Source organism: Labilibaculum sp. (assembly GCF_041595635.1).
Classification (GTDB): domain Bacteria; phylum Bacteroidota; class Bacteroidia; order Bacteroidales; family Marinifilaceae; genus Labilibaculum.
Window position 1 is genome coordinate 1 of the sequence record NZ_JBFHJW010000061.1, and the last position, 22,870, is coordinate 22,870.

At 35.8% G+C, this 22,870-nt stretch carries 18 protein-coding genes and 1 riboswitch; of the genes, 7 read left to right on the plus strand and 11 right to left on the minus strand.

Annotated features, from left to right (window positions below; genetic code table 11):
• The coding region (locus ABYT26_RS14425; protein WP_372755117.1) for a hypothetical protein at nt 1-296 on the minus strand (296 nt) is incomplete at its 3' end.
• A 900-nt stretch (nt 297-1,196) separates the two neighbouring features.
• On the minus strand, nt 1,197-1,880 hold the full coding sequence (locus ABYT26_RS14430) for a hypothetical protein (RefSeq protein WP_372755119.1): 684 nt from the start codon (nt 1,878-1,880) through the stop codon (nt 1,197-1,199).
• Between the two features lie 345 nt (nt 1,881-2,225).
• On the opposite strand from ABYT26_RS14430, the gene ABYT26_RS14435 reads away from it, so the two are divergent.
• From ABYT26_RS14435 to ABYT26_RS14455, 5 genes are read left to right on the plus strand one after another with little or no spacing between them, the layout of a single operon-like run.
• The gene (locus tag ABYT26_RS14435; protein WP_372755121.1) at nt 2,226-3,008 is read left to right on the plus strand and encodes a toxin-antitoxin system YwqK family antitoxin; all 783 of its coding nucleotides are present in this window, start codon (nt 2,226-2,228) and stop codon (nt 3,006-3,008) included.
• Between the two features lie 30 nt (nt 3,009-3,038).
• Nucleotides 3,039-4,424, plus strand: a complete 1,386-nt coding sequence (gene xseA, locus ABYT26_RS14440) for an exodeoxyribonuclease VII large subunit (RefSeq protein WP_372755123.1) — start codon at nt 3,039-3,041, stop codon at nt 4,422-4,424.
• Nucleotides 4,425-4,447: 23 nt separating this feature from the next.
• Entirely contained in the window at nt 4,448-4,651 is a 204-nt protein-coding gene (gene xseB / locus ABYT26_RS14445) for an exodeoxyribonuclease VII small subunit (protein WP_372755125.1), read from the plus strand.
• Nucleotides 4,644-6,068: a D-alanyl-D-alanine carboxypeptidase/D-alanyl-D-alanine-endopeptidase gene (gene dacB / locus ABYT26_RS14450; protein ID WP_372755127.1), complete on the plus strand. Its 1,425-nt coding sequence runs from the start codon at nt 4,644-4,646 to the stop codon at nt 6,066-6,068. The genes xseB and dacB overlap by 8 nt, the downstream gene beginning before the upstream one ends.
• A 41-nt stretch (nt 6,069-6,109) precedes the next feature.
• Nucleotides 6,110-7,975, plus strand: coding sequence for an ABC transporter substrate binding protein (locus ABYT26_RS14455; RefSeq protein WP_372755129.1), 1,866 nt, complete (start codon nt 6,110-6,112; stop codon nt 7,973-7,975).
• 59 nt (nt 7,976-8,034) lie between these two features.
• Here ABYT26_RS14455 and ABYT26_RS14460 read toward each other — a convergent pair whose 3' ends face one another.
• The 5 genes from ABYT26_RS14460 to trxA (ABYT26_RS14480) all read right to left on the minus strand — a co-directional run bounded on the left by ABYT26_RS14460 (nt 8,035) and on the right by trxA (ABYT26_RS14480) (nt 13,080).
• Nucleotides 8,035-8,652 (minus strand): thiamine diphosphokinase, encoded by a 618-nt coding sequence (locus ABYT26_RS14460; RefSeq protein WP_372755131.1) that lies wholly within the window; start codon nt 8,650-8,652, stop codon nt 8,035-8,037.
• A gap of 80 nt (nt 8,653-8,732) precedes the next feature.
• Nucleotides 8,733-9,323 carry a nicotinamide riboside transporter PnuC gene (pnuC, locus tag ABYT26_RS14465; RefSeq protein WP_372755133.1) on the minus strand — a complete coding sequence of 197 codons (591 nt, stop codon included), beginning with the start codon at nt 9,321-9,323 and terminating at the stop codon, nt 8,733-8,735.
• A 76-nt stretch (nt 9,324-9,399) separates the two neighbouring features.
• Nucleotides 9,400-11,844 (minus strand): TonB-dependent receptor, encoded by a 2,445-nt coding sequence (locus ABYT26_RS14470; RefSeq protein ID WP_372755135.1) that lies wholly within the window; start codon nt 11,842-11,844, stop codon nt 9,400-9,402.
• 68 nt (nt 11,845-11,912) lie between these two features.
• Nucleotides 11,913-12,006: riboswitch (TPP riboswitch) on the minus strand.
• Between the two features lie 84 nt (nt 12,007-12,090).
• Complete coding sequence (gene trxA, locus ABYT26_RS14475) at nt 12,091-12,534, minus strand: thioredoxin (RefSeq protein ID WP_372755137.1); 444 nt, start codon at nt 12,532-12,534, stop codon at nt 12,091-12,093.
• Nucleotides 12,535-12,720: 186 nt separating this feature from the next.
• Nucleotides 12,721-13,080: a thioredoxin gene (trxA, locus tag ABYT26_RS14480; RefSeq protein WP_372755139.1), complete on the minus strand. Its 360-nt coding sequence runs from the start codon at nt 13,078-13,080 to the stop codon at nt 12,721-12,723.
• A gap of 186 nt (nt 13,081-13,266) precedes the next feature.
• Here trxA (ABYT26_RS14480) and ABYT26_RS14485 point away from each other — a divergent pair, with 186 nt between their 5' ends.
• Entirely contained in the window at nt 13,267-14,682 is a 1,416-nt protein-coding gene (locus ABYT26_RS14485; protein WP_372755141.1) for a CCA tRNA nucleotidyltransferase, read from the plus strand.
• A gap of 140 nt (nt 14,683-14,822) precedes the next feature.
• Nucleotides 14,823-16,271: a monomeric [FeFe] hydrogenase gene (locus tag ABYT26_RS14490; RefSeq protein ID WP_372755143.1), complete on the plus strand. Its 1,449-nt coding sequence runs from the start codon at nt 14,823-14,825 to the stop codon at nt 16,269-16,271.
• Between the two features lie 48 nt (nt 16,272-16,319).
• Here the strand turns inward: ABYT26_RS14490 and ABYT26_RS14495 are convergent, their stop codons facing one another.
• The 4 genes from ABYT26_RS14495 to ABYT26_RS14510 all read right to left on the minus strand — a co-directional run.
• Nucleotides 16,320-17,372, minus strand: a complete 1,053-nt coding sequence (locus tag ABYT26_RS14495; protein ID WP_372755145.1) for an endonuclease — start codon at nt 17,370-17,372, stop codon at nt 16,320-16,322.
• A 1-nt stretch (nt 17,373) separates the two neighbouring features.
• Nucleotides 17,374-18,726, minus strand: a complete 1,353-nt coding sequence (locus ABYT26_RS14500) for a choice-of-anchor Q domain-containing protein (protein ID WP_372755147.1) — start codon at nt 18,724-18,726, stop codon at nt 17,374-17,376.
• A gap of 86 nt (nt 18,727-18,812) precedes the next feature.
• On the minus strand, nt 18,813-19,868 hold the full coding sequence (locus ABYT26_RS14505; RefSeq protein WP_372755149.1) for a type IX secretion system membrane protein PorP/SprF: 1,056 nt from the start codon (nt 19,866-19,868) through the stop codon (nt 18,813-18,815).
• A gap of 30 nt (nt 19,869-19,898) precedes the next feature.
• On the minus strand, nt 19,899-22,870 hold a 2,972-nt coding region (locus ABYT26_RS14510), incomplete at its 5' end, for a gliding motility-associated C-terminal domain-containing protein (RefSeq protein ID WP_372755151.1).

The window sequence follows — 22,870 nt, forward strand, 5'->3', positions numbered from 1 at the left end:
CTCTTCGTTGTATAAAAGTTTTTATTAATTCTGCTCATGGATAATATTAAAGTTATCGTATTTCTTATTGACAAGGTTCTATTCTTGTATTTACCTAACTTCTTGTTTCCAATATTTTCAAAGAACTTTCCCGATCGTTTACCCCCTACTAATAAAGGCGATCTGTTCATTATTTTTTCTTTAGCAAGACAGTCATTACTGCCTCTAAAAGCGGTTGCAAAGATAAAGAATTTAATCCCAAACTTGCAAATCTTTTTTAAACTTTTTTTCAGCGCTAATTTCGCCCAAAACCCCATGTTTCCTAGTGGCCCCAGCGTTCGTTAACTCTGTAAGCGGCTGCAAAGATAATCGAAATATTTTCACATATCCTAATGCAAACCAATAAAAATTTAAAAAAGTTTTTTTCAATCTCCGAAGAACTTATTTCTAAACCTCATTCTCCTTCAAATCTAAAACACCTTACCGTTGTAAAGCGGGTGCAAAGATAACAGATTTTTTTTGCCACTTCCTAATCTTTTTTAAAAGTATTTGGAAACATCCTCTTAACTCCCTGGTAACCTGATGAAATATTTTTGGAAGTTTAAAAGGAGCGAAGAGAATATTGGATTCTTTGGAAAAAGAGATTTTTGTATGTAAACGAATCCGACAGTAACCGCAAGAGTTCAACACGTTCGTAATCAATCCTTTAATCGCCATAACAAGTAAACAAATCAATAAAAATTCAAAGACATTGTACAAATTGGATCTGTAACGAAAGTAGGCCTGCCATTTAATTAGCTAGTAATTGTGCAATAAATCCAAAGCAAAAAATAGCTCCAACGAGGATTCATTATACTTCGGATTAAAATTTATGCCAGATTTTTATCCAACCTCAAAATTATCTCCTAACTCAGTATTTATTATTTTGGACAGCGAAACTAAAACCATAAGAAATTTTAAAAAATAGTTAACCAAAACTCATAATATATTTACCTACTTCAAATTTTCACTGAGCCTAATTGAAAGCAAACCTAAAAGAAATAATAAAAGGGTAGCCTAACTGCACAATGTGAAAAATTATTTTGGAAAGGTCAACAAATATATTTCTATCTATAAAGCTATTCTAGTTTAAACTATATAAAAATGGCAATCAAATTGATCGCCATTTTTCTCATTTACCATTATCACTTTACTTACTATTAAATTATAAATCCCAATCAGCTAACCAAATCCTGATCGGAATGAATCCAAAAAGTTTTTACTTTCATTTTCAAGTAATTCGTTTCATACTCTACACATTTCATAGGATCTTTATCACAGTATAGATCATGTCCAATCTCCATAATATCTTGCATAGTTGCCCACAAATGATTGAGGCAACGAAACACCTCTTCTTTGAGTAAACCTCTAGAATTAAGCAATCGATTAAGTTCAATTTTATCGAGATAAAGAATTTGGGACAAAGATAAAATACGGTCAATAATACTTTGGATCACCTCTGCGTTTTGTCTTGGAATATTTTCTTCCAATTGCACAACAAAATTTGGAATAACCTCCAGAATTGAACTTAAGTCCTTCTTTTCAATAATCTCTACAACTTTATCGAATTCATGAATACTGGCAACCGGAAAGTTGTCTTGAACTTTAAGAATCATCATATTAAGGGATTCTATTCGCTTGTAGGTTTCCACTCGCAAATTATGAATTTTAACTCCTTCAGGACCACAACAAACGTAGTCTTTAGCCAATTGAATTTGTTCAATCAATCGGCTTTTAAATCCCTCGTCAAAAACAGGATAAACTTGATGAAAATCAGCCATATCACGAGAGTAGCTGTCTAATAAGAATTTTGCCGCCACCGGCATTTCATCAAAATTAAAAGGAAAATCTATCGTTTCCATACCACCAATTTTGTTAATTTTTGCTTCTTTTTAATCACTTAAAAGTTCAACCGCCGTTCTATCTCACCACTTATAGAACCAATTAATCAGCGTCTTAATCCTTTAATTAATTTCATTTCTATGTTCATAAAATTGAAAGAAATAGAAATATTTTAGATCCATAAATTACGAAAAATCAGTACTATCGAAAAAATATCCAAAATGATCTACAACATGTTTTGCAAAAAACAATTTAAGAGGACTTTATTTTAATGAGAAAAACATAGCATTTTTTTAGCTTCCATCAATCTTTTAGTAGTTTTGTGTAGATTCAATAAAAATAAGATGATCAAAAAACTCTTTTTTATGGCAATCATTGCATTGCCTATGGTAAGCATTGCCCAAACAAAGAACCAAAGCGATCAATTAGGTCGTAAACAGGGTCTTTGGGAAAAATCATACCCAAACGGAACTCTTATCTATTCGGGTACTTTTAAAGACGATTATCCAATTGGAGAAATGAAACGCTTTCATTCCAATGGAATTTTAAAAGCTAAATTATTCTTTACAAATAAGGGGACAAGGGCCAAAACAGAACTGTACAATGAATCCTTACAATTGGTGGCGAAAGGAAACTTTATTCAATCGAAGAAAGATAGTGTTTGGCTGTATTTTGATAAAAACAAACGAATTCGTGCCAGCGAAACATTCAACAAAGGAGTAAAAACTGGTAAAAGTGTCTACTATTTTACAGATGGAAGTCCGGCCGAAACAATTTATTTCGCTAATAACGAACGTAATGGTTCTTGGAAACGCTTTTTTAAAAATGGAAACGCTTATTTTGAAGCAAATTATCAAAATGGAAAACTAGAAGGACCTGCTCAATCCTATTTTTCAAATGGAAATATTGAATTTTCGGGCCACTATAGAAATAATTTACGAGATGGAAAATGGGAGTTTTACTCCAATACAGGAACCCTTTTGTACAGTGCCGAATATAAAAATGGCATTGCCAGCAATCAAGATGAAATAGATAAAATTCAGCAAAACACACTGAAAGAAATGGAAAAGCAGAATGGAAATTTGGTTGATCCAGAAAAATTTGTTGATGACCCAGATTCTTATCTTCGCTCTCAACGTCAATTTTAATCGAACAAAAATCCATGTAAGCAAGTCGTTATGAGCCAAAAGGGAATTAGTCTTTTTCACCTAAATCATCAAATAAAAAACATCCTTTCCCAAACTTTTTCTTCGGGCGTTTGGATTGTAGCCGAAATTAGTGAACTGCGCTACAATCAAAATGGGCATTGTTATTTGGAATTGATCGAAAAAGAAGAAAACACCGACCAAATTATCGCAAAAGCGAAAGCTACCATTTGGTCGTATACCTTTCGAATGCTGAAACCTTATTTTGAAACAACAACAGGTCAAGCCTTTACTTCAGGAATAAAAATTCTGATACAAGTTAATGTCGAATTTCAGGAAATTTATGGCTTTTCTTTGAACATCAAAGATATTGATCCTAGTTACACCTTGGGAGATATGGCTCGGCGCAGAAAGGAAATTATTGCCCGTCTGGAAGAAGAAGGTGTCTTGGAAATGAATAAAGATTTGGATTTTCCGAACATTCCCAAATGCATTGCTATCATTTCATCGCCTACGGCGGCAGGTTACGAGGACTTTATCAATCAACTTGATAATAATGCAGATGGGTACAAATTCCATTATAAATTATTTCCAGCAATTATGCAGGGAAATAATGCCGAAGAGTCAATAATCTGTGCTCTCGATAAAATCAATGAGTATGAGAACTTGTTTGATGTTGTCGTTATCATTCGCGGCGGTGGATCGCAAGCCGATTTAAACTGTTTTGATAGTTATTGGCTGGCTTTTCACATTGCTCAATTTCCCTTACCTATAATTTCGGGAATAGGCCACGAAAGAGATGAAAGCATAGTAGATATAGTAGCTCATACAAAGGTGAAAACTCCAACTGCTGCAGCCGAATTTCTAATTGATTGTTTCGACCAGTGCCAAAAATATCAAAATGATTTACGGGAACAATTCTTAGAGGAAGTGAAAGAAATTCTTCTAATGTCATCGGAACGACTTATCTCCCTCACCAATAAATTCTCGCCAATGGTGAGCCAGATTTTAGAAAAAAAATCAAGTCAACTTGGTCTAGCGAAACAACGATTGATTAGTTCTAGCAAGCAACTACTAGTAAACCAGACACATAATCGTCAAAATTTAAATTCCCAATTTCATTATTCAAGCGAAAAGAGAATTAAGAGTGAAAGAAATGTTCTCGACCAATTACAATATGCCGTTAAAAATACACTTGGCCAACAATTTGAAAGCCAAAAACACAGTTTGTCTCTCTTCGAGCAATCGGTAAAATATCTGAACCCCGAAAACATTCTAAAAAAGGGTTATAGCCTAAGCTTAAAAGATGGAAAAATCATCAAAGATATTCAGGAACTTTCACTCGAAGACATCATAGAAACCCGACTTGCCAACGGAAGTGTTGAAAGTCAGGTTCTAAAAATTAGAAGGAAGAAATAAAAAACGATCTAAATACAACACTTATGGCTGCAAAAAAGAAAATAAGCTATCGCGATGCAATTAGCGAAATTGAAGAAACGATTGCCTGTATAGAAAATGACGAATTGGATGTTGATGAATTGTCACAAAAGGTAAAACGGGTTTCTGAACTTCTTGTTATTTGCAAAGACAAACTTCAGAGTACAGAAAAAGAAGTTGAAAAAATATTAAACGAAATGGATGAATAAGATTCTTTTTACCCTGCTCATTTCCTTCATGGAAATCTCCTGTTCGGCTCAGCATTCAGCGCAAAACCAGCTACAAAGCTATGTAGATGCTTTTGTTGCGGATACTTGTTTCTTTTCGGCAAGTGTGGGAATTGTTATTTCTGATCTTGACAATGGCGAACAATTGGCAACAAATCAAGCCAATGTGGCCCTAACACCCGCTTCTACACAAAAATTACTTACCACAGCTGCGGCTCTAGAAATACTAGGAAGCCATTACCATTTCAAAACCAGTATAGAAACAAATGGTGAACTGCTTGAAAATGGTCAGTTAAATGGGAATTTACTAATTAAGGGTTTTGGGGATCCTACGCTTGAATCGAAATATTTTGCCAGTAGAACAGACATTAAACTTGGCATTGCACAAAAACTAAAAAAACTGGGAGTTTCCTCAATTCATGGAAAAATTATAGCCGACGATTCCTATATCAATGCCAAAATTCCTGCTACATGGATTTGGGAAGACATTGGAAACTATTACGGTGCTGTTCCCAACGGCCTAACATATCACGATAATTTGTATTCTCTTTTTTTCAAATCAGGCAAGGCTGAAAGCAAAACCCAACTAATAAAAACAGAACCTCAAAACACAGGATTACTTTTCGACAATCAAGTTTTGAGTTCCAATATAAATCGCGATTTAGCCTATATTTTTGGAGGAAATACTTCCAATCAAAGACGAATTGAAGGGAGTATTCCACAGAACAGAAACAATTTTGAAGTGAAAGGAGCTCTTTTAGATCCTAAAATCAGCTTGATAACAAAGCTAAAAACTTCATTTACAAAAACTGAAATTGTACTCAACGAAAAACAATTGTCAAATAGCAAATACAAGAACCTATTTGATTTGTATTCTCCTGAATTAAAAGAAATAGTAAAGGCTACCAACAAAAAAAGTATTAATTTATTCGCCGATCATCTCTTATTTGAAATTGGACAACATGAATACGGAAGTGCTAGTTGGGAAACTGGAATTGTGGCAGTAAAAAACTTTTGGAAAGCCAAAGGATTACCCACAAAATACATATCAATATACGATGGCAGTGGACTCTCCCATTTCAATGCTATATCGGCAAGCTTTTTCGACCAGTTATTACAATATATGCATCGTAGTAACTATTCGCAGGAATTTATTTCTTCCTTGCCCGTTTCGGGAATATCAGGAACCCTACAAAACTTTGGCAAAAATAACGAGCTAAAAGGAAAATGGAAAGCAAAAACAGGTTCGATGAGTGGCGTAAGAAGCTATTGCGGTTATTTAAAAAGTAAAACAGGAAAAAACTATTCTGTAACCGTTCTTATTAATAACTATCACTGTAGCAGCTCGCTTGTAAACAATAAACTTATAATTCTTTTAAATCAACTTTATAATTCTTAACTTTCAATCGCGTATAATTATTGATTTTATATTGACCCTGAATGAAAATCTTAAAGCGATACCTCCCCTATCTATTTTTGTTTTCTCTTTTTTGCTTAAAAGGATATTCCTCGGAACGAAAAGAAATTTTGGTGCTTAATTCTTACCACGATGGTTTAAGTTGGACCGACTCGGTAGTGAACAGCATAAAGAGGGAACTTTCAACAAATTTATCCTACTCTATTCATGTTGAATACATGGATAGCAAAAGAAATTATTCGCAAGAATATTTACAAAACCTATGCGATTTTTATTGCAAAAAATATACAAATCATCAATTCGATCTAATAATATCTACCGATAATAATGCTTTCAATTTCCTGCTAGAATGCAAAGAAAAAATATTTGGCAATGTGCCTGTTATTTTTTGCGGTTTGAATTCAATTATAGACATTCCCACTGGCTACAGTGGAGTTTTTGAAAATCTTAATTTTTGCTCCACTCTTGAACTGATTTCCAAAAATCATCCCGATTACAAAGAAATAGTGATTGTTAGTGACCAAACTACTACTGGAATTACACTGGCTAATGCTGTCCTCGCTGATATTGAACATATGAACGAATCTATTCGTTATCGACTTATTCAACCCGAAAACCTTACCAATTTGCAGAATCAATTGTCTGCCCTTTCAAAAGAAAGTATTGTTCTCTATCTAGTTTATAATCGCGATTCGAAAGGCAAATACATTAGCTACGAAAATGGCTTTATAGCTGTTCAACCCTACTGCAAAGTCCCAATTTATAGTGTTTGGGATTTTTATATGAATCATGGTGCAATTGGAGGAGCCCTAATTACTGGACGAAGTCAGGGGAAACAAGTATCCGACATGGCCAAAAAAGTTCTTTCGGGTACTCCAATAGATCAACTAGAATCTCAACTAGCCGAATATGAGTATTATTTCGACTACGAACAACTAAATAAATTCAGCATAAAGATTAATAAACTGCCTAAAAACTCTCGTTTCATAAATGTGCCTTATAGTTTTGTTCGCGAAAATAAAGAAATTGTTGTGTTGGCCCTTACCGTTCTGATTCTTCTCACCGTCATAATCATTGTTATGACCATAAATATTCATTTGCGAAAAGTACGTGCCCAAAAAGAAAAAACACATTTTTTGGAGATAAAAGCCAACCACGAAAGTTTAAAACTAGCCAAAGAGGCTGCGGAAGAATCCAGCAGATTAAAATCGGCCTTTTTAGCCAATATGTCTCACGAAATACGAACGCCAATGAACGCGATTCTGGGTTTCACAGACCTTTTATCGAATAAAGATATTAAGCCCGAAAAACAAATCCGTTTCATCTCAATAATTCAGCAGAATACAAAAAGTTTACTCCGTCTTATCAGCGATATTTTAGATATCTCGAAAATTGAAACCAATCAGTTGATGATTGTAAGAGAGAAATGCAATTTGAATGAACTTTTCGTAACCTTATCGAATAACTTCACAACAATTATAGAAATGCATGAAAATAAAAGCCTGAAATTTTCTATATCACGACCTCTGAATGAACAAATTGTAGAACTCCACACCGACGGAATGCGCTTGCTTCAGGTTTTTACGAATTTGATTGAAAATGCCATAAAATTCACCAATTCAGGAGAAATTGAAATTGGATATGAAATAAAGGGAAAGTACCTGGAATTTTTTGTGCGCGATACAGGAATCGGAATTCCAGAGAATAAGCAAAAAATAATCTTCGATCGATTTAGTCAAGCCGAATTAAATGTTGATACCCGAAAATATGGAGGAACAGGATTGGGATTAGCCATTAGCAAAAGTCTTGTTGACCTTTTAGGCGGCCAATTATGGCTCACATCAAAACCTGGAGAAGGAAGTACCTTTTACTTTACGATTCCTTTGTAGATTCGTATAAATCCACCCAAAAGAATCTTCAGCTTATTCAAAAAAAACAAATTTAATTTCTAATATTCCTGATAGATAATCAAGGGTCCTCCTTCAAAATCAATACGAAAACTTTCTCCCATCGATTCATTCAAGGTTCCCTGATACATCAGTTCGAGCTTTTGTTCGGTTAAAGCATATCGTAAATTGGCAGTCGTTATAAGAGTTTCGGAATTTGGCGAAAATATAGAAACCTGTTGACGTGTATAGCTATCAAAATTTTTCGACCGCAATATCGGAGTAAAAACCCCATAACTGGTCAACATTTTTACTTTTATTTTTTTAGCAAATTCGGGCAATAGAAACACATTTCCTATCATATGATCATCGCGCTGTCCGGTAGCTCCCACAATACTTACTTTCGAAAATTTATTTTCCAAACACCAATTAATAGCCTTGGTTAAATCGTTAGTATCCTGATTGGCAAAATGATGAATAATATCGCGATACTTCCATTTCATATCTGGATGTAAAGAATCCAAATCTCCCACAATGGCGAAAGGTTCAATGCCTGCTTCGTCTAATTTATTAATTGCACCATCGCAACAAACAATATATTTTGAAGATTTTAGCTCGTTTAAAGGAATATTATGAGTAGGAAAAGAGCCATTTGCCAAAATTACCGCTTTCTTTTGCATGCTTATTTTATCTATAGAAAATTATTCTTAAAACTGCTCGTTTAGAATACACAAGCAAAATTTTATTTCTACAAAAATAACTAATTGCTCGAGAATGCTTCGGATTGTAGCAAGTCTTTTTTCCAATGAATATAGCCAACAACAGCTAAAATGGTATAAAATAGGAAAAGAATAGATGTTGGGTACAAACCTTTATATATATACAAGCACAAGGATACTGCATTCACAAGCACCCAAACCAACCATTGCTCCAATATTTTGCGAGCTAACATCCAAGTTGCAACAATGCTTAATGCAGTTGTAAAAGCATCCCAGTAAGGAATCGATCCATCGGTATAATTTACCAGTAGATACGAAATCAGAAAGTAAATTAGTAAGCTGGCACCTAGTAAAACCATAAATAGCTTATTCGTTAATTTTGTAACTGGCAATTCCTCTTTTTGTTTTCCTTTCGTCCAGGCAATCCACCCATAAATACTAATGAATACATAATAGAATTGCAGCGACATATCCGCATAAAGCTTGGCCACAAAAAACACATAAATATACATCGCCGATGTAAGCAAACCCACAGGCCACAGCCATTTGTTTTGCTTAATTTCTAAGTACAAAAACACCAAACCAGCCAGGGTTCCTATAATTTCTATGATATTATCGATGATCCAATTCATGCTTCCATTTTCCCTTTTAAACAGTTCAATAAACAGTAGAGGCACAGCTTACTGCACCTCTAGCTGATAATTATTTTTAGAATCGCAATGTTATTCCTGTCAGAAAATTAATTCCGGCTTGAGGATAGTAGTATCTCCAAGTATACTCAACATCTTCATAATACCAATTGCCTCCATATGCATTGTTTTCGTAACTTACATCGAACACATTATTCACCTGAGCGAACAATGATATTTCTTTCATCCACGAAGGATGCAAAGCATAATCCACCCGCAAATTATTCAACAGGTAATCATCCAATTGTCTTTCCTCATTCGATGTATTATCGAAATATTGTTCTCCAACATACTTGCTAATAAAACCAATACCAAGATCTTTTGTAGGCGACCAATTGATTACACTGCTACCAATAATTTCTGGAGAATAACTAATATTGGTTTCACCTAAATATTTTCCCTTGTATTCCTCACTTCCATCAGCATAGTAATAGGTGGAATATTCCGTAAAATTATCAATTCTATTTCTACTTAAGGTTAAATTTGCATCCCATTTTAATTTCGGCAACAACTGAACACCCCAAATCAACTCAATTCCTGCACGATAACTCTTGTCTACATTGGTCATAATATCGGAACCAACACTATTTTTTTCTCCGGTAGAAACAAGCTGATCGCGATAGAACATATAGTATAAATTCACCCCAAAAGTTGCTTTCGCAGATTTAAAATTATAGCCCAACTCGTAATCAAATAAAGATTCACTAGTTGGCATTGTACTTACATCTTCTTTGGCATCGGTATAATTCGTACGGGTAGGTTCTCTGTGCGCTAATCCAAACGAAGCATAAGCCGTATTCTTATCGTTTATAGAATAGTAAAGCCCCATTTTTGGATTAAAAAAATCGAATTGATGCTTTTGAACCAAAGGCAATAAATCATCATCGGTTCCATCCATTTCGTATAAAATATGGCGATATTGCATGTCTCCATAAGCATTTAAACGATCGCTTAAAGCGATATTCAGCTTGGCAAACATGTTATAATCGGTTTTTTCTCCTGTATTAAAATACCATTGATAATCATTATCGATACCACCATTTTGTGCCCAGATAACATTCCCAAAATGATCGCCATCATAGAAATTCCAAGCACCTCCAAATGAAGCATCGATTCCATTCCTTTGATAGATCAGAGAAGAAGTAAAACCATAAAAGTCATTTTTCAACCATTTCTGACGAATTAGATCAGTGGTAGTCACTTCTTCGTCACCCACAATTAAGTTTGACAAGCCATATTCTTCATAACTTTCATCCTCTTTGTATTGCTCGTAATATCCTTTTCCTTTGGTGTAATGCAAAGCTGAATTCAGATTCCAAGTAGAGTTCAACTCCTGAGAGTAAAATAATTGATAATGGGTTTGTTTGTAATTATCGGTCTGATTATCGTAGTATTGAACATCTCCATTCTCATCGGTATATTCGCCAGCAGGATTGTAAGTCCTCGCTTTAGGATCATCCTCGTTATTAATTCCAGGATTTCCCCACCAACTAATACCTGTTTTCTGATCACCACTCATCACATTCATCTTCAACATGCTTTTTTCAGTGTAATATGTTCCACTAACAAAAAAGGATTCGTGATCTGAAAAAGTGCGATCGACATAACCATCCGATTTTAATCGGGAATAACGAGCATCGAAAGTAAATTTACCATTCAACAAACCAGTTCCCACTTTTACATTGTTTCGGAAGGTATTAAAGGATCCAGCAACAGACTGCACCTCGGAATAAGGTTTGGGATTAATAGTTTCGGTTTGAAAATTAATAGTCGCCCCAAAAGCAGCAGCTCCATTAGTTGAAGTTCCTACTCCACGTTGAATTTGAATGTTGTCAACCGAGGATGAAAAATCAGGCATGTTCACCCAAAAAACCCCTTGAGATTCTGAATCATTCAAAGGAATTCCGTTCACCGTTACATTAATACGAGAAGCATCGGTACCCCGAATACGCATAGATGAATTGCCAACTCCGTTTCCTGCTTCCGAAGATTCAACCAAAGATGGTGTTAAGCTCAACTGGTAAGGAATATCCTGACCCGTATTCTGTTTTCTCACCTCTTCTTCTGATAAATTACTAAGAGCAACCGGAGCTTTATTGCCCGCACGAGTAGCGGCAACCAGTACCTCGTCGGCCATAATGGCAGTTGGTTCCAATCTAAAGTTAATTTCGGTCGATTCATTTATACTAAGCTTCTTTAGTCCGGTTTGATAACCTAAAAATGAAACCGCTAACTCGTAAGTTCCAGGTTTTACATTCTGGAACTTGTAATCACCATAAGAATTGGCAACCGTTCCCAAATAAGTTCCTTTAATTGCAATTGTAGCACCCGGAAGTGCTTTTCCAGCTTTATCGGTAACATTACCAGTAATGGTAAGTTGAGAGAATCCGATAAAACATACAAATTGCAATACAATTAACACACTTACTCTGCGAAATACAGAGTTCTTTTTTCTTGTAAACATTGTTTAAAAGTTAAAGGTTAATACAATATTGCAATGAGGTAGTAAATTAAGATCAGGAGGGCGAAAAGTTGATTCGCAATATTTTTCCCTACGCCGGCATTATCCGGATCAGGTTAAAGGGTATGATCTCAGCCTGTTTTGTAAGGCACCCCACTGTGATTTCGGCACAAAGGTAATCTGAAATTATTTAAATGCAAAAAAGTCGGCAAAAAGCCGACTTTCTTATTCTTTAAGTATACTTGTTTCCTATTCTAAGGATGCTGGAGTCTTTACTCCCAAAACATCTTTTATTGCTTCTACAAATGTTTCTTTTGGTAAAGCACCTTTGGCCATAGTTGGTTTTCCTTGGGCAGGAATGAATAAAATACTTGGAATACTTTTAATTCCAAAAGCACTAGAAACCATTGGCGCTCTATCGGTATCTACTTTATAAATTTGAATGTCTTCGCCATATTCCTCTTGAAGTTCTTCCAAAATAGGAGCAACTCTTTTACAAGGTCCACACCAAGTGGCATAAAAATCAACAATAACAGGTTTATCACCTTTAAATTCCCAGTCTTTACTACTTTCAAAATCAAATATCTTTTCCTTAAAACTTTCGTCATCTAAGGGAAGAACTTCATTTGTAGTCTGGGAAAACACATTCAGACTTAACATTGATATCAACAATACAAAAAATGTTTTTTTCATCTTTATTTTTTCATTTTAAAAGTGTTTTACAAATTTGTTTCACCTAATTCAACTTCATTTCAACCTCTATCTTCCAAAAACACAGCTTTACTTTTAGGTATTTTTGCTAAGAGTTATTGGATACATCATATCGATATAGCATGATTCTACGGCCTTTTACACGAACGGTTGCATAAAACTTGCAATTTATTTTGTTACACCCAATACTTCGGAAAATGCCTGTTTAAATGATTCTTTAGACATAGCACCCTGTGCCATTTGTGGCTGGCCATCTTTAGGAATGAACAACAAAGAAGGAATACTCTGAACTCCAAACATAGATGCTAACTCCTGTTGTTTCTCTGTATCAATCTTATAGATATCTATATTGTCTCCATATTCTTCTTTTAATTCCTCTAAAATAGGAGAAACAGTTTTACAAGGCCCACACCATTCTGCATAAAAATCTACCAAACAAGGTCTTTCTCCTTCGAATTTCCAATCTTTATTTTGTTCGTAATCAAATACTTTAGCCTTAAATGTTTCTACTGTCAAATGTTCTACCATAACTTCAAATATTAAATAATACAATTATATACAAATATACATATTCTCTTCGCAATTTGTATGCCAGACTCAAAAAATGTTTCTTTTTATAGATTCCATCTAAATAATTGTAATTTTGTCAGTGAAAAAATGATCAGATTTATATTTCCTCTTAGCATGAGAAAATTAAGATAAAAAAGAAGTACAGTGAAAAAACATTTGCAACACCCTATATTTTCAATCATCTCCAAAATTGTCACTCAAGAAAATCTTGAATGTTATGTTATTGGCGGTTTTGTTAGGGATTTATTTTTACAAAGAGGATCGAAAGACATCGATGTTGTAGTTATTGGCAGTGGAATTGATTTGGCTCAAAAAGTAGCCAAAGAAGCTGGCGTATCGAAAGTTTCTATTTTCAAGAATTTTGGTACTGCCATGCTTAAATATAAAGATGTAGAAGTCGAATTCGTTGGAGCTCGAAAAGAATCCTACAATAGGAACTCAAGAAATCCAATTGTTGAAGATGGTACCCTGGATGATGATCAAAAAAGAAGAGATTTTACAATTAATGCTTTAGCTCTTAGTCTTCACCAAGATAATTTTGGGCAATTACTCGATCCGTTCAATGGTATTGACGATTTACAACAAAAGATGATCAAAACCCCAATGGAACCCTTGATTACCTTTTCGGACGACCCGCTACGAATGATGAGAGCCATCCGTTTTGCAACTCAGCTTAATTTTCGCATCTCGAAAGAAACCCTGGAAGCCATTCACACCAATAAAGATAGAATCGATATCATTTCAAAAGAAAGAATTGTTGAGGAATTGAATAAAATTATTCTTTCGGAGAAACCATCAATAGGTTTTAAACTTTTGGAAGAAACAGGCTTGCTAAAATTAATATTTCCAGAATTTGTAAAGTTGAAAGGGCGTGAAACAAGGAATGGAATCGGCCATAAAGATAATTTCTATCACACTTTGGAGGTATTGGATCAGCTTTGTCCTAATTCAGACGATCTATGGTTACGATGGTCGGCGCTTCTGCACGATATTGCCAAACCTAACACCAAAAAATTTATTAAAGGAATCGGATGGACTTTTCATGCCCATAATTTTATCGGTGAAAAAATGATTCCTGGTATCTTCAAAAGAATGAAATTACCACAAAACGAAAAAATGAAATTTGTCCAAAAGATGGTACTTCTCCACATGCGTCCAATTGTTTTGGCTCAGGAAGTGGTTACCGATTCTGCCATTCGTCGCTTACTTTTTGATGCCGGCGATGATGTGGATGAACTCATGAAATTATGCGAAGCCGATATCACCTCTAAAAACGAGGAAAAAGTGCAGAAATTCTTGAATAATTTTCAATTGGTTCGACGCAAATTAAAGGAAGTTGAAGAAAAAGATGCCGTACGAAACTTTCAGCCTCCAATTGATGGACAAGAAATCATTGATACATTCAACTTATCTCCGTGCCGAATGATTGGCGATATTAAAATAGCCATAAAAGATGCTATTCTGGATGGCGTAATTCCAAATGAACATGATGCAGCCTATGAATTTATGCTGCAGAAAGGAAAAGAGTTGGGGCTTGAGCCCGTTCAAAAAAAGAAATAAAAACAGCCTCTGGAAAATTCCAGAGGTTTTTTTTGCCTTACAACCTTTGCGTATTTGTGAGCACTATGAAAATCAAACATTAATATCTATTTTTGCCGGCTCTAAAATCAAGTACCAACCATAGAATAAACAATTCGAAAATGGCATACGTTGACAATACAATGATCATCAGAAGAGATCTTTTGGCAAGAATGGCAGATCTTTATAATCAAGGAAACTTAGTGGATCAAATCGACCGAATTCCTCTTGAAATGGCTCCTCGCCGAAACTCTAACCCTGACCGTTGCTGCATTTTTAAAGAACGTGTTATCATTACAGAAAAATTAATTCCACTTTTAGGTTTTGATTTAAATGAATATACCGATGAACTAAAAACCTTAGCTTCCTATGCCGAAGAAGCTCAGGAAAGAAAGAATCCAATCAACAAAATACTAACCGTTGTTGCCGAAGCTTGTACTTCCTGTGTGAAAAATAGCTATATCGTAACCAATCTATGTAAAGGTTGCGTAGCGCATCCCTGCATGATGAATTGTCCCAGAGAATCGATTAGCTGGAATGACAATGGTCAGGCTCAAATTAATCCTAAAACCTGCATTAATTGCGGATTGTGTATGAGTGTTTGTCCTTACCATTCGATTATATATATGCCTGTTCCCTGCGAAAATGCTTGTCCTGTAGGAGCCATTTCGAAAGACAAATACGGAATTGAACAAATCAATGAAGAAAAATGCATTGATTGTGGAAAATGCATCACTGCTTGCCCTTTTGGTTCCATTATGGAGAATTCCCAGATTATTGATGTGATGCAATCCATTAAAAAAGAAGAACAAGAGACCATTGCCATTGTTGCTCCAGCCATTATTGGTCAATTTCAGACACAAACAGAATATGTATTGGGTGCAATCAAAAAACTAGGTTTTACAGAGGTAATAGAAGTTGCAAAAGGTGCAAATATCACCACTGAAAATGAGGCGAATGAACTACTAGAAAGATTGGAGGCGAAAGATCCGTTCATGACAACCTCTTGTTGCCCAGCTTACGTTTCTGCGGTAAACAAACACATTCCTGATATGAAAAAATACGTTTCAGAAACCAAAAGCCCGATGTATTATACAGCAGAAGCTGCACGAGCTAAATATCCGAAATCGAAAATTGTATTTATTGGGCCCTGTATAGCGAAACGCCGCGAAGGAATGAACGATCCTAATGTTGATTTTGTAATGACCTTTGAAGAATTATCTGCTCTTTTTAAGGGGTGGAAGATTGAAATGGAAGTGGATCATGCAATTCATCTTGACAAAAGTATTTTAAACCATGGAAGAGCATATGCCGCTAGCGGTGGTGTTGCCCAATCGGTGCTTGAATTAAAGCCATACGTTAACATACAACCAGTAATTGTAAATGGCCTTGATAAAAAGAAAATAAACATGCTAAAAGCCTTTGCTAAAACAGGTAAAACAAGTGGCAATTTTATTGAAGTTATGGCTTGCGAAGGTGGTTGTATTGCTGGACCAAGCTCAAATTACGATGCAAAAACGGGAAGTAAACTTTACCAAAAGAATCTTGCGGATATAATTTCTGAGTCATAATATAGAAGAGTTTCTGAAAATGGCCGTCAAGTTTTTTGATGGCCATTTTTATTTCCTCCACAAATCGAGAATGATGGGCAGATGATCACTAAATCCATCGTTGTATTTATAGCCTATAAAGCTGCGGAAAGGCTTTTGACCAAAATAAGTGTAATCGGCTTCCAATAAGAAATTTGGCTTGAATAAGCTCATATCTTCGGGAGCACAATACAGAAAACCCATTTTGTTTAACAGAGCTCCTGAGACAATAAACTGATCGAGCATTCCCCATTTTCCCTGGTACTTATGACTTCCCAATCCTGTTTTAGTTACAAATGGATAAGCCAAATTGTACAATTTAGCGTTGCTATACTTTTTTTGGGGAGCTAAAGCATTCAATTCTTTTTGTAAGGATTTATTATTTGGGTAATCGTTAAAATCCCCCATGATTACTATCAAAGCCTTGCTGTTCACAGCAACTATTTCGGCCACTTTACCTTTGAGCAAACGTGCTGCCTCCAGCCTTTTTGTCTCCGATTCCAATTGTCCTCCCCAACGAGAGGGCCAGTGATTCACAAAAACATGCAGAATATCATCGGTATTGGTTTTTCCTTTTACGTATAGAATTTCTCGAGTTGTTGAAGTAGAAGCTCCTTTGTAAAACAATTTCAAAAAAGAAGTATCCATAGGATGGAAAGTTTCGGGCTGATAAAGTAAGGCAACATCAATACCCCGTCTGTCGGGCGATTCGCGATGAATAATTTCATAACCAATCTTATTGAGATAGCCCATTTTGAAAATTCCATCCAACACAAATCGATTTTCAACCTCAGCAAGACCAATTAAATCGGGGAATTCCCATCCTCCAGCTGCCAAAAATACTTTGGCAATTTTCTGTGATTTTCGTTGGTATTTTTCCCATGTCCAGTTCCGAACTCCCATTGGTAAAAATTCATTATCCAAACTAAGACTATCGTCAAAACTATCAAACATATTTTCGACATTATAGAACATGAAACGAAAATCACCACGCTCTTCGTTGACACTTCCAATATTAACCGATTGAGCATAACCACTATAAGTCCAAACAAAAAAAAGGAATAAAGAAAGAAAAAATTTCATACTAATCAATTTCTACATATTCGAAACACCCCATATCTGGTGCGCTATCCTTGTCTCTGCTATTTCCTGCCAAATCAACAGAAAAAGAAGACATGAATTCTGTATCTCCTGAGTTGATGGCTGGAGAATCGCTATTCAAACGATAATCAAATTCTTCCAAATCGCTAAAATCAGGATCGATATTGAGCAAGCATTCCTGCAAAACCGAAACGTAAGTTTCCTGTTTCGATGCACTTAGCTTTAAAAGAGAATAGTTTACTGTAGTTAATTCTACAGAATTTATATCGAGCTCGTTGGTTTTGCTTCCCCAAATGATGCTATTGCAGATTTGTAACTTACCAGAACCTTGATAAAAAAGAACTGGGCTGGAACGAACAGAGTAATACCAGGCATTGTAAAAAGTCGAATGAGTAAGTTCAAAACTACCTTCTTCCTCCATACGCAAGCACTCTTCACCACAATTGTTAATCAATAAGTCGTGAGCTATTAAGTTAGTATTGGCTAGGTATATACCTTTGCCGGTAAAATTTCTGATGATTCCATATTCAATGTTCAATGAATCTTCCTGGAAGTTTGTTTTGACCATTTTCAAGCCATTGATTCCATCCTCAAGAATAAAATGGCTAAGAAGTTCTGAGTTACTTTCATTATAAAAATAGATTCCATCCCATTGACCTGGAACATTTTCGTACAATTCTTCGAGACGAGAACTGCCAAAATAAACTGGCTGCTGAAAACTGCCGCGTATCTCCAAATTTCCTTTCACATGAAGTGCTGCATTCTTGGTAAAATAGACTTTTGTTCCCTCCTGCAACAAAAGATCAACTCCCTCATCAATCCAAACAGAGTCTGTACACAAATAGGGTCGGTTTCCTGTCCACACAGCACTTTCGCGGATGTCTTCATCAACCAAGTAAACATCCTGCGCATAGGTTTCTAAAATTACTTCTTGTAGGTTGCCATTTACTTCAAAACACAAATGATCTTCTATCAGTCGAGCTGCATCCTCATCCATTGCAGGTAAATCTACCTCTATAAAAATATAAAGACTATCCTTTGCATCCAATTCAATATCCGAAACATCATCCGATTGAGTTCCATTTACATTTAAGCGATAGGCTGATTCGGAATTGAGCAGATAGAGATGTGTAATAGAAACTGCATTACTAGACGTATTCTTCACCTTTAACTGTTTGGTTGTGGAAGCAAAACCAGTGAATAAAGTATCAAAAGTGAGCGTATCGGTCGAAAAGGTCAACTGGAAATAGGGATTGACAGTGTCATTCTCATCTTCCTGACAGGAAAGAATAGTACCTAAAATCAGCATGAAGAAGAAAAAACGATAGAAATGCATGAGTTATCAATTAAGTCGAATTTGAAGGTAAGGAAAAATCCGGTATTTTATTTGAAAATACCGGATTCATATATGTATTCTGTTGTTTAAAAAAAGATGTAACTTTTACTATTTCTTTTGTATCTAGAGGTTTTTGTTTTACTAAAATTACGATCGGCAGCCCGTCTTTCCCGAAGTCTACTCTCTCTAATCATTTTGTTAGGAATGTTAAAATTAACTCCCAAAGTAATCTCGTGAGTTCCATTACTACTATCAGCAATTAAATTATCGCTATAATGATCGTAGGAATATCCAAGGTAATATTTATTGTAGGTTAATCCAACCATGCCCACAATCTGATCGTTGGTTCGATAAGATGCAGCCATCCAAAAATGATTGATATACAGTTTGACTGACACATCGTAAAAGAAATCAGAATCGAAGGTTTTACGAACAATTACTGAAGGTTCTAAATCAACAAGATCACGCAAGTGAAAAGTATATCCTGCAATGCCATAAAAATGGCGCATCATAATGTCATCGTTGATACTATTGTCTCCTAACTTAACCGAAGATTCGAACAAATGAGCCGCCGATGCCCCTACAAAATAATCATCATTGTAAAGATAGATACCAAAATTTGCATCCGGCACAAAAGTGACCTCATCGGAACCAGCCAAAGGATCATTATAGGCAATGTATCTTTTATCGAATTTGAACTGATAGAAAACACCTCCCAAACCAAAGGCTAATTTTGTTCCTGATTTTCCAAATTTATCTGAGCTTAATTGAAGATGATAAGCATATGAAAACTCAATACCTGTTCTTCCAACCTCTCCAGCCTGATCGTTAAAAAAATAGGCTCCTAAGCCAACCCCTCTTTGCTTATTTCGTCGCGACAATGGATTTCCTTTTATATTACAAGTAATACATTTATCGCTCATATTCTTATTAAAACTCAAAGTCTGCGTTTCCGGAGCTCCTTCAATTCCCGACCATTGCTGTCGGACACTCAATCGCAAAGGTGAATACATACGACTTCCTGCCATGGCAGGATTTAGTATAAATCCGTTCTCGACGTATTGACTATACAAGGGTAATTCCTGGGCTTTTCCTTGAGTGAAAACAAAAAGCAACACTCCTAAAATTATAGTTATTCTCATTAGAATTTAAAGATCAGGTTTATATATCAGTTAACGGAGAATGGTTACCGTCCCCATTAATGGTTTTTCATCGTTAAGTATTACTGCATAGTAATAAGAACCAATTGCTGCATCCGAATTTCCATCTTCTCCAGTCCATGGATTACCACGATACTCATTACCAGTTCCACTGAAGTTGTAAACTTCTTTTCCCCATCGATCGTAGATTATAATTTTAAGATCTTGCACATATTCAATTCTTTCAAGATCCCAATAATCGTTGTAACCATCGCCATTAGGGGTAAATGCTTTGGGAATTTTTATTTGAGTTTCATATAAATAATCGAGTACTATTGTTGAATCGCGCCGACAACTATTAGCATCAAGCACATGCACCTTATATGTATCAGCATCTAAATCTTCAATGCTAAGACCGGAACCATAGTAAATCCCATCTACATCTAACCAATTGATATTATAATCTTCAACACCACCTGAAACATCAATTCGAATGGATCCATCGTAAGCATCAATTGTTGTTGGACGAGTTGCGTTCACCTTCAGAACTATAGCTTCGGGTTGAGTAATCTCCACACTCGAAGTATCAGAACAAGCATGCTCATCAACCACAGTTACTTCGTATCGTCCAGTTCCTAAATTATATGCTTCATCAGTATTCTGACCATCGGACCAGGATATGGTATAGGAAGGTGTTCCACCAGATATATCGACAATTGCACGACCTGTTTTCAAGTTATAACAAGAAACATCATCATAATCGTTTATTTCAGCAATTAATGAATCTGGCTGATTCAATACTAATGTATCCACCGTTTCACATCCATTTTTATCGGTAACCACTATGGAATAATCTCCAGCTTCCAAATCATAAATATCTTCCGAGATACTTCCATAATCATCCCAATTAATTAGGTAAGGTCCACTTCCGTCCGAAATATCAACAGTAATCCAACCATCTTCTAAGCCATAACAAGTCGGCTCTGAATAATCTGAAATACTTACAGTAACCTGACTAGGTTCTTCAATGGTAATTGATTCCGTTTCCGATACACAACCATTACTATCTGTTATTTGAATGGTATAAGTTCCTTCGGAAAGTCCTTGCTGATCTTCGTTAGTTGCAACAACACCTGTTCCTGTCCAGGAATAAGTATAAGAAGGAGTTCCTCCTTGTGGATGCAAGTTAATGTAACCATCATCTAAACCGTAACAAGTAATGTCTTTTTTCCAATATTCAGGAACCAATTCATCTGGCTCACTCACTGTAATTTCAAGAGATTGACTCTCATATCCAGCATCACCTTCCGAATCGTAAACCGTAACGGTATAATCACCCGCTTTTAATCCACTTATATCTTTTTCGGTACTGGTAAAATAATTATCACCTGTCCAGGAATAAGATATATTTGTAGAATCACTTTCGCCTAATACATCAACACTAATGGCACCATCAGATCCTCCAGGGCAGGTAACAGAAGTAATTGAACTAGTAAAAAGAACCAATATATCTGTTTCGTATACCTTATCTGAACTTTCAACTCTACACTCATTAGCATCCAACACAAACACTTCGTAATATCCTTTTAACAAGCCACTTAATGAATATGTCCCACTTGTATTGGTATCGCTTTTAGAAAAATCGCTGGGACCATAAACTAAGAATGTGTAAGGTGGAGTACCTCCAGTAACGCTTGCTGAAAGTTTTCCATCTCCTGTTCCTGCTCCCGAATAATTGTCCGTTGTAACGCTTAGTTCTAATAACGTAGGTTCTGAAATGGTTTCGCTTCCTGAAACGGAACAGCCATATTCTGTAGTCACAGTATAGTCATAAGTTCCTGGTTCGAGATCTAAAATGTGTTCTGCCGTAGAGTAAAAGCCATTGTCACTGGTCCATTCTATGCTATAATCGGCCGATCCGGCATCAACATCTAACTCAATTTCGCCATTGGCTTCGTTATTACAAGTTACATTTACCACACTGGCAACGCTTACTGTTAAAGCATCGGGGGCAACTAATTCATAGGTGTCCGTTGCTGTTTCACTTCCCGAAGTTACCGTAAGTATATAAGTACCTTCCGATAAGCCTGTAATTATTTGCCCAGATCCAGTGTATCCCGATGTACTCGACCAGGAATAAGTATAGCTTCCTGTACTTCCACTTGCATGTGCTTTTAATTCTCCAACATTATTAGTACTACAACCAACAGACTGTATTTCTTCAATGTATGCAAATATTGCCCCTGGCTCGTCGATGATAGTGGATTTTTCTACTGTGGAACATCCCGAAACATCGGTGGCAACAACCGTATATACTCCTGCGGCTAAATTTTCTATTGTAGAAGAACTATTATCGTAGCCGCTTGGGCTTGAATAAGAATATCCATCAGGACCACTAATGGTAAAACTATAAGGTGTTGTTCCTTCTGAGGTCTCAACAGTTAGTATTCCATCACTTCCTCCGGAAGTAGTAACATCTTGTTCAACGATCAAGCCCAATTGAATGGTGTAGCCTAAACTTAAATCTACCTCGCCTTCGCCTGAACAGTTCTCTATATCATTTATGAGTAAAGTATAATCGCCTGCTGCCAAATTTTCCAGATTTTGAGAATAAGAACGGTAATCATCAGGACCAGACCAACTAAAAGTATAACCACTATTTCCTCCGTAAGGAGTAATTTGAATTATTCCATCATTTGTATTCTCACAAGTTGGCAACACTACATCTTCAATTAAGAAACCAATTACACTAGGTTCACCAACAGTTACCAAAGTATCGTACACACAAGCATTTGCATCAACAATTTGAACAGTATAATCACCGGGATCTAAATCAGTAAAGATTCCTGAGTCACTTTCTAAACCATCAACAGAGTATGTATAATCAGGTGTTCCCTGAGTACCTACCACATAAATTTCGCCCGAACTTTCACCATTACAATCAACATCATCAACCGTTAATTCACTTGTTGTTAACTTCTCAGGCTCCAACAAAACGGTATCAA

What these genes read in the sequence shown, in the direction of transcription:
- dacB (WP_372755127.1), top strand. Translation starts at nt 4,644, where the DNA reads ATGAATAAGATTCTTTTTACCCTGCTCATTTCCTTCATGGAAATCTCC.
- ABYT26_RS14490 (WP_372755143.1), top strand. Translation starts at nt 14,823, where the DNA reads ATGGCATACGTTGACAATACAATGATCATCAGAAGAGATCTTTTGGCA.
- xseB (WP_372755125.1), top strand. Translation starts at nt 4,448, where the DNA reads ATGGCTGCAAAAAAGAAAATAAGCTATCGCGATGCAATTAGCGAAATT.
- ABYT26_RS14500 (WP_372755147.1), bottom strand. Translation starts at nt 18,726, where the DNA reads ATGCATTTCTATCGTTTTTTCTTCTTCATGCTGATTTTAGGTACTATT.
- ABYT26_RS14460 (WP_372755131.1), bottom strand. Translation starts at nt 8,652, where the DNA reads ATGCAAAAGAAAGCGGTAATTTTGGCAAATGGCTCTTTTCCTACTCAT.
- ABYT26_RS14455 (WP_372755129.1), top strand. Translation starts at nt 6,110, where the DNA reads ATGAAAATCTTAAAGCGATACCTCCCCTATCTATTTTTGTTTTCTCTT.
- xseA (WP_372755123.1), top strand. Translation starts at nt 3,039, where the DNA reads ATGAGCCAAAAGGGAATTAGTCTTTTTCACCTAAATCATCAAATAAAA.
- ABYT26_RS14495 (WP_372755145.1), bottom strand. Translation starts at nt 17,372, where the DNA reads ATGAAATTTTTTCTTTCTTTATTCCTTTTTTTTGTTTGGACTTATAGT.
- trxA (WP_372755137.1), bottom strand. Translation starts at nt 12,534, where the DNA reads ATGAAAAAAACATTTTTTGTATTGTTGATATCAATGTTAAGTCTGAAT.
- ABYT26_RS14435 (WP_372755121.1), top strand. Translation starts at nt 2,226, where the DNA reads ATGGCAATCATTGCATTGCCTATGGTAAGCATTGCCCAAACAAAGAAC.
- ABYT26_RS14430 (WP_372755119.1), bottom strand. Translation starts at nt 1,880, where the DNA reads ATGGAAACGATAGATTTTCCTTTTAATTTTGATGAAATGCCGGTGGCG.
- ABYT26_RS14470 (WP_372755135.1), bottom strand. Translation starts at nt 11,844, where the DNA reads ATGTTTACAAGAAAAAAGAACTCTGTATTTCGCAGAGTAAGTGTGTTA.
- trxA (WP_372755139.1), bottom strand. Translation starts at nt 13,080, where the DNA reads ATGGTAGAACATTTGACAGTAGAAACATTTAAGGCTAAAGTATTTGAT.
- ABYT26_RS14505 (WP_372755149.1), bottom strand. Translation starts at nt 19,868, where the DNA reads ATGAGAATAACTATAATTTTAGGAGTGTTGCTTTTTGTTTTCACTCAA.
- pnuC (WP_372755133.1), bottom strand. Translation starts at nt 9,323, where the DNA reads ATGAATTGGATCATCGATAATATCATAGAAATTATAGGAACCCTGGCT.